Source organism: Microseira sp. BLCC-F43 (genome assembly GCF_041929235.1).
Classification (GTDB): domain Bacteria; phylum Cyanobacteriota; class Cyanobacteriia; order Cyanobacteriales; family Aerosakkonemataceae; genus Microseira.
On record NZ_JBHFNP010000228.1, the window covers coordinates 58682 to 64989 of the forward strand.

Below are 6308 nucleotides of genomic sequence, written 5' to 3' on the forward strand. Positions count from 1 at the left end.
TTTTCTAAAAAACCGGGTTTCTTGGTTTCTCGATCCCGGTTAATTTATCAAGCTGAATTACTGCTTTCCCCCTTCATTACCGCCGCACCAATTAAATGTGCTAGCCTTAGCGCTTCGGGAACATTCCCGCAGTCGGTCAGCTTTTTTAGCACTTCTGCAATTACCTCTGGACTTTCACCGCAGACTTGAAAATAAAACGGTGGGAAGGCATGTATTTCCCCCGCTCTTTGCAACAGCTTTAAACGCTTTTCCGGATTTGGTAGACGGCGCATCGCTTCTTCCATATCCTTTAAAGCAGGGGGACGACGCATAACCGCAACGCAGGGTAATTCAAGTCTTTCTGAAAGCTTTGGTAAGTCGATAATATTTAACCCACCAAAACCAATACCATCGAGCAAAACTAAATGTAATTGCGGCAAAAATTTACTGCCGATCATCAATTGGCAAATTGTATCCGTCGCATTCCAACCATCTTGACGGATTTTTCCCCACACCATCCCCTCAAACCTCGTCCCCGCACAAACAATTCCTGTAATATGGACTTTGCTGCCTTTTTTGCGCTTAAACGGCGCATCGTCGAAGCCGATGACGCGAATTGTGCGACGATGTTTGAGCAGTGCGGCGAGTTTCATAAACCGTTAACATATCGTAACAATTCCGTAGAATAAAAGCAGGCATCATATTCATAACCACTATGTACCTGACTTACTTGGACAGCAATAGCTGGCTGATTGAAATGGGCGGGAAACGCATCCTGCTTGACCCATGGCTGGTGGGGCCGTTAGTTTTTGGTAATATTGACTGGTTGTTCAAAGGTTCGCGACGCACAGAACGTCCCATCCCGGATAATATTGACCTAATTCTGCTGTCTCAAGGTTTGGAAGACCACGCACACCCGCCGACGCTGAAGCAACTTGACCGCAATATCCCCGTCGTGGGTTCTCCTAATGCGGCAAAAGTTGTGCAGGAGTTGGGTTATACCAGCATAACCTCGCTGGCGCACGGGGAGAGTTTCACCTTTAGTCCAAGTTTGGAAATTAAAGCTGTTCCCGGCTCTCCTATTGGCCCGACTGTGTTGGAAAATGGTTATCTGCTCAAAGAATTGGAAAGCGGTTTGACTCTGTATTACGAACCTCACGGGTATCATTCTCCATCGCTGAAACAATTTGCACCAGTCGATGTGGTGGTTACACCTATTATTGACTTGGTGCTGCCGATTGTAGGACCCTTTATTAAAGGAACGAAGAGTGCTTTGGAAGTGGCACAATGGTTGCAACCCCAAGTGATGTTACCCACTGCTGCTGGGGGAGATGTGGAGTTTGAGGGATTGCTGATCAAAATCCTTCGCGCTGTGGGAAGTGCGGCGGAATTTCAATCAACCTTGGAACAGAATCACCTGAAAACGCGGGTGATTGAACCAACTCCAGGATCCCGGTTTGAATTACCATTAGAGCGTCGTGCTTTAGCTGCCTAATTGTTCTAAATTATCAGGTGCGTTATGGCTAGCGCCTAACGCACCCTACAAATGAGTGGAGTTCTAAATTATCAGGTGCGTTACGGCTACAAATGAGTGGAGTTCTAAATTATCAGGTGCGTTACGGCTAGCGCCTAACGCACCCTACAAAAGATATACAAAGATCAGAGGAGTGAATGAAAAGGCGATCGCTTCTTTATTTGGGCATCAGTTTAACAGTCTTTGCTGCCAGTTCCTTGGTCAAAGTTGCAGCGCAGTCAGCTACCGGGGTGACTCAGCGGGTACAGTTTGAACGAGGGCGTTTCTCAACAATTATTAAAGGTACGGTGGTGCCTGGTAATAAAGATACGTATATTTTTCGCGCCCGCCAAGGTCAAGAAATTATTATGGATGTAGTCTGGGAAGGTACGCCTGTTGATGATAATGAAGAGCAAGGGCTTTCCGGTTTCACCTTTATACAACCTGATGGGAAATCTTTTGAAAACCCGCAAAATGCTTATTTTAATGCTGCATCCACGGGCGACTATCGAGTTATTATTGCACAGCCTTACAGGTTAAGCAGTCCCGCATATACGTTTAAATTGACGATTCGCTAGATGGGTGCAAGGAATGAGGAAAGGGTTAATTGGGGTGCGATCGCTGCTTAAGAACGCAGCAATTTTTGCTATTTTAGGCGCTCTTTCTGCGGTTGCAGTTTTAGCGCAAGATGAATTGTCGTTCAAAAATTTCAGCATAGAAACTCTCAGCAGATTGAACGGTGAATGCCGAGGTTCTACTGAAGTTAACTATCGCTCTCAAAGACTCAGATCCCCAGATGGCAAAACTTCTATTTATTTTAATGGAGTTATCAGAAGAGTTGGTCAAAATACCAGTCGTAGGGGCGGTGTCGGTTCTATAAAATGCGACCCCTATAAACTAGAAACCCCCGCTGGTGAATTAGTCATCGAAAGTGAGACTATTTTAACAAAAAATCTCTCTGACCTGGGATTTGAGCGGCGATTCAATGGTTTTTATATCGTTAATCCAGTTGCTTTTTCTCCCGATAGTCGGTACTTAATTGCTAGAGTAGATGTTTCTTCTAACGGTTTAGATGCTTGGACTGGCTATGGGGTATTAGATTCTCAAAAAGACTATCAGCTTTTATCTCTAGATCCTTGTAAAGATACCGACTTTGGCGGAGAATACAAAGGGTTTACATCCCCTTTTGAAATTATTTTTGATTGTTCTGCTGCTGGAGAAGTATATTTTGAGGTGTTAAATCTCACCAGGCAATCTATTAGCAGAATTACCAGTCGCTCTTCAGTTGCTAATAATTCTCTTCGCTCTTATGGTTCCGTATTTTCAACCTTTGAAATTGTCAGAGTCCAGCAGTTTCCACGTCGTTGAATCAGTTAGTAATCTATGGGAATAATAAAAAAGATATAAATTTACCAATGATATCGTTGACCGTTGCATCGGAATTACTCCCTATAGGGGCTTTTTCCCAATTACCAATTACCAATTACCAATTACAAAGAAAGCTAATCATTCCGATGCAACCGGATTTGATATGATTAGCCCAATGCTATTACTGCATTTTGACCTCCGAATCCAAAACTCAAACAAAGTATCCGTTTAATGTTTCCTCGACGCGGTACTCTTACCAAATCTAAATCAAATTCTGGTTCGTTTAATCCTACACAAGGGGGTAAGATTTGATACTTCAATCCCATTAAACAAAAAGCGACTCCCAAGGCTCCAGATGCCCCTAAAGTATGACCTGTAGAGCCTTTGGTAGAACTAACTGGGACGCCTTGGGGAAATAAATAGCGAATCAGATTGGCTTCGTTTTGGTCGTTGAGTTGGGTGCTGGTGCCGTGGCTATGGATGTAATCAATATCACTAGGAGAAAGATGGCTGCGTTCTAAGCATTGCTTGACGGCGGCGATCGCACTCCTCCCCCCTGGTTCCGGCGCGCTGATATGATAGGCATCCGCCGTTAAACCAAATCCCAAAATCTCTCCATAGATAGATGCGCCGCGTCGGTTGGCTAATTCTGCGGATTCAAGTACGAATACTGCCGCCCCTTCGCCCAATACCAATCCTTCCCGATATCGATCAAACGGATAGCAGCCAGTTTTGGCTAATGCACCCATTTGCTCAAATCCAGCTAGGGTGAGGGGTGTAATCGGTGCTTCTACCGCACCGGCAATAACGCGCTGACATTGCCCAGTTCGGATGAGTTCAAAACCTTGAGCGATCGCCCAAATTCCGGTGGCACAAGCTGCCATCGGGGCTAATACGGGTGCTGTGGAACCAATTTGACGGGCGGCGGCGATCGCTCCCATATTGGGTAGCGTTTCTAACCAATCCTGTAGCAGGCAAGGCAGAGCCTTGCTAGAATCGTTCCCAGGCTCAGCCTGGGAACGAGAATGGGGATGCTCTGCATCCTGGGAACGAGAATGGGGATGCAGAGCATCCTGTAAATATGAGGCTATGGCGAGCTTTTCCCAAGATGCCTGCTGACTGCGACTCGACCCAATTGCTACTCCACAATCTGGTAAAGGTGGAACTAAACCAGCATCTTGCAGCGCATCTTTTACTACTAGATCGACGAGGATTTTTAAATTTGTTGGTTTCTCGTCAATTAACGCCAGGGGAAGTGCTTCTAATTCTGGAAAAGGTTGATGCAATTTAATCGCAGACCCAGATGCTAATAAGTTTTTCCAGCTTGAGTCCAACCTACCCAAAGCTGAAATCATACCAATTCCAGTAACAACAACTTCCACGGTAATTAGCTAGTTATTAATAGCTAATGGCTAATTTTTCAACAGCCATTAGCTATTAGCCATTAGCCATTAGCTTTTTTTGAGATTATCTGCGCCAGAGGTAACTTTGGCTGATTCGATGCGATCGCCTTGCTGAATTTTATCGATCGCATCCATGCCTTGGGTAACGTAGCCAAACACGGCATAGTCCCCATCTAGGAACTGTAGATCTGCCAAAGCAAAGTAAAATTGGGCGGAAGCCGAGTCTGGGAATTGCGATCGCGCCATCGCCACCGCGCCCCGCTTGTGCTGCAAAATTGGCGGCTGAGAAACGCCAGCGGTTTTGAGGGTTTTGCTGTAAACCGGAGTTTCTGCCCCTTGGGGCTTAATTTCCAGGGGGATGTAACGAGGTTGACCTGTGGAATCGATAAAACTACCAGTTCCCAATTCTGCCACGGGGAAATTCGGGTCTTTCCCTTGGGGATCGCCACCTTGAACCACAAACGGTTGCGGTTCTCTGACCACACGATGAAATACCAATCCATCGTAAACGCCCCGTTGAACCAAATCGACAAAATTACCCGCTGTGATCGGGGCATCAGTGCCATCGACTTCAATCGTAATCGGCGATCCTTTGACCGTCATTACTACCGTTGCCTTACCTTCTAGCCGAGGTAAATTAGCGATTTGAGGATTGCTTGCTTGAGTGGTAACGAAAGCAGTAGCTTCATTTGCTGGCGAGGTTGGAGATGCTTGGGACGAGGTAGCCTGTGGAGTTGTGCATCCCCCGATGAGCAATGCACCGATGGCTATGACAGACACGAACCAGTATCTTAACTTGATCTGCATTTAGAGTTTGACTCTCTTGTGCGAGTTTCCCATCATCTCATACTTAGATTGACATTTTAAAGCCCTTCTAGAGGTACTCCCAAAAAGCGGGCTAATGCAGCGCCTTGATTTTCCAGTTCTGACAAAGACAGGGGTTGCCCGACTCGCGTCAGAGGAATGTCTCTGCGACCTTTGATCCGCAGATAGAGAGCGCGTTTTGGATTTAACCCTTCTTGGATTTCAACGCGAACAGATTGGACATCTTCAGTCCGACTGCTGATTTCAATGGTGCGATTTTTCCCTGGAAAGCCCCAGCGGAAGATTTTGACAAAGCCGGTTTCCTTGTTGAATTCGTTGTAACCGCCACCCACATCCAGAAAGATCATCATCCAGAGGTAGAGTGCCAATAGTATGCCAGCGGTGCCATAAAGCCCCATCACCAAGCCTTGGGGGAAAAAAATCAGTTGGGTGGGATCGGCAAACGGTAACAGATTTTTGTGCAAGTAACTCGAAAGTCCAGCGAGTACAAAGCCGGTAGCGCCTAAGGAGACAACGGTTGCCCAAAAGTAGTTGCTCAAGCGGCGAGAACCTAAAACCTGTTGGTGGAGTACGCGATCGCTGCTAGAAATTGTTTTTGGGGTCATCAGAAAAATCGGTTTGAAACCCCGTCCTTATAGGACGGCTTTACGTTTTTGGTGCTGGATTTTAAGTGCATATAAGCCGAGATCCAGCAAACTCGTTTAAGTCCCTTCCCGCAACACAGCCAAGATGGCTTGGCCCCGCCCAACGCCTGAACCAATCAGGCTTACAGATAGTCCGAACTAGGGAAGAATTCGGAAGTGTGTACCAAGCTGTGTCTCAGTGCGGTAGTCGCTGCTTGCGTCGCCCGAATTGGTTCGGACAAGCCCCGTGCCTTTAGGCCGGGGTCAGTGACAACTCTCAGTTGTTCTGTTACCTTAGAAGATTACGATACACCAAAAACTAGACCCAGCTTTGGCAAGATGCCGCCACCGATAGCTTGATTGATAATACTTTACTAATTTTGGTAACTCGGTAATATATATTTATGTTAACTTACTGAGAAAGCTTGCAGATTTAACAAAGCAAGAGGGTTTGAAATGACTATTGCAGTCGGACGCGCCCCAGCAAGTCGCGGATGGTTCGACGTCCTCGACGACTGGTTAAAGCGCGATCGCTTCGTTTTCGTCGGCTGGTCCGGCATCCTGCTATTCCCCTGCGCCTTCCTGGCACTGGGCGGC

Annotated in this window: 8 protein-coding genes and 1 pseudogene; 5 read left to right on the forward strand and 4 right to left on the reverse strand. The window is 46.5% G+C overall.

Annotated features, from left to right (window positions below):
• Positions 1-47: 47 nt before the first annotated feature.
• On the reverse strand, positions 48-632 hold the full coding sequence (locus ACE1CM_RS30500; protein ID WP_374882603.1) for a DUF99 family protein: 585 nt from the start codon (positions 630-632) through the stop codon (positions 48-50).
• 62 nt (positions 633-694) lie between these two features.
• On the opposite strand from ACE1CM_RS30500, the gene ACE1CM_RS30505 reads away from it, so the two are divergent.
• From ACE1CM_RS30505 to ACE1CM_RS30515, 3 genes are all read left to right on the forward strand, one after another.
• Positions 695-1474 carry an MBL fold metallo-hydrolase gene (locus ACE1CM_RS30505; RefSeq protein ID WP_374882604.1) on the forward strand — a complete coding sequence of 260 codons (780 nt, stop codon included), beginning with the start codon at positions 695-697 and terminating at the stop codon, positions 1472-1474.
• A 176-nt stretch (positions 1475-1650) separates the two neighbouring features.
• Entirely contained in the window at positions 1651-2070 is a 420-nt protein-coding gene (locus ACE1CM_RS30510; RefSeq protein WP_374882605.1) for a hypothetical protein, read from the forward strand.
• Between the two features lie 13 nt (positions 2071-2083).
• Positions 2084-2860: a hypothetical protein gene (locus ACE1CM_RS30515; protein WP_374882607.1), complete on the forward strand. Its 777-nt coding sequence runs from the start codon at positions 2084-2086 to the stop codon at positions 2858-2860.
• Positions 2861-3027: 167 nt separating this feature from the next.
• Here the strand turns inward: ACE1CM_RS30515 and ACE1CM_RS30520 are convergent, their stop codons facing one another.
• From ACE1CM_RS30520 to ACE1CM_RS30530, 3 genes are all read right to left on the reverse strand, one after another.
• The gene (locus tag ACE1CM_RS30520) at positions 3028-4248 is read right to left on the reverse strand and encodes a beta-ketoacyl-ACP synthase (protein WP_374882615.1); all 1221 of its coding nucleotides are present in this window, start codon (positions 4246-4248) and stop codon (positions 3028-3030) included.
• 63 nt (positions 4249-4311) lie between these two features.
• Positions 4312-5070: a peptidylprolyl isomerase gene (locus tag ACE1CM_RS30525; protein WP_374882608.1), complete on the reverse strand. Its 759-nt coding sequence runs from the start codon at positions 5068-5070 to the stop codon at positions 4312-4314.
• 56 nt (positions 5071-5126) lie between these two features.
• Positions 5127-5693: a photosystem I assembly protein Ycf4 gene (locus ACE1CM_RS30530; RefSeq protein ID WP_374882609.1), complete on the reverse strand. Its 567-nt coding sequence runs from the start codon at positions 5691-5693 to the stop codon at positions 5127-5129.
• Positions 5694-5888: 195 nt separating this feature from the next.
• Here ACE1CM_RS30530 and ACE1CM_RS30535 point away from each other — a divergent pair, with 195 nt between their 5' ends.
• Positions 5889-6071, forward strand: coding sequence for a hypothetical protein (locus tag ACE1CM_RS30535; RefSeq protein WP_374882610.1), 183 nt, complete (start codon positions 5889-5891; stop codon positions 6069-6071).
• A gap of 96 nt (positions 6072-6167) precedes the next feature.
• A pseudogene (locus tag ACE1CM_RS30540) lies at positions 6168-6308 on the forward strand (photosystem II D2 protein (photosystem q(a) protein)); the annotation flags it as partial.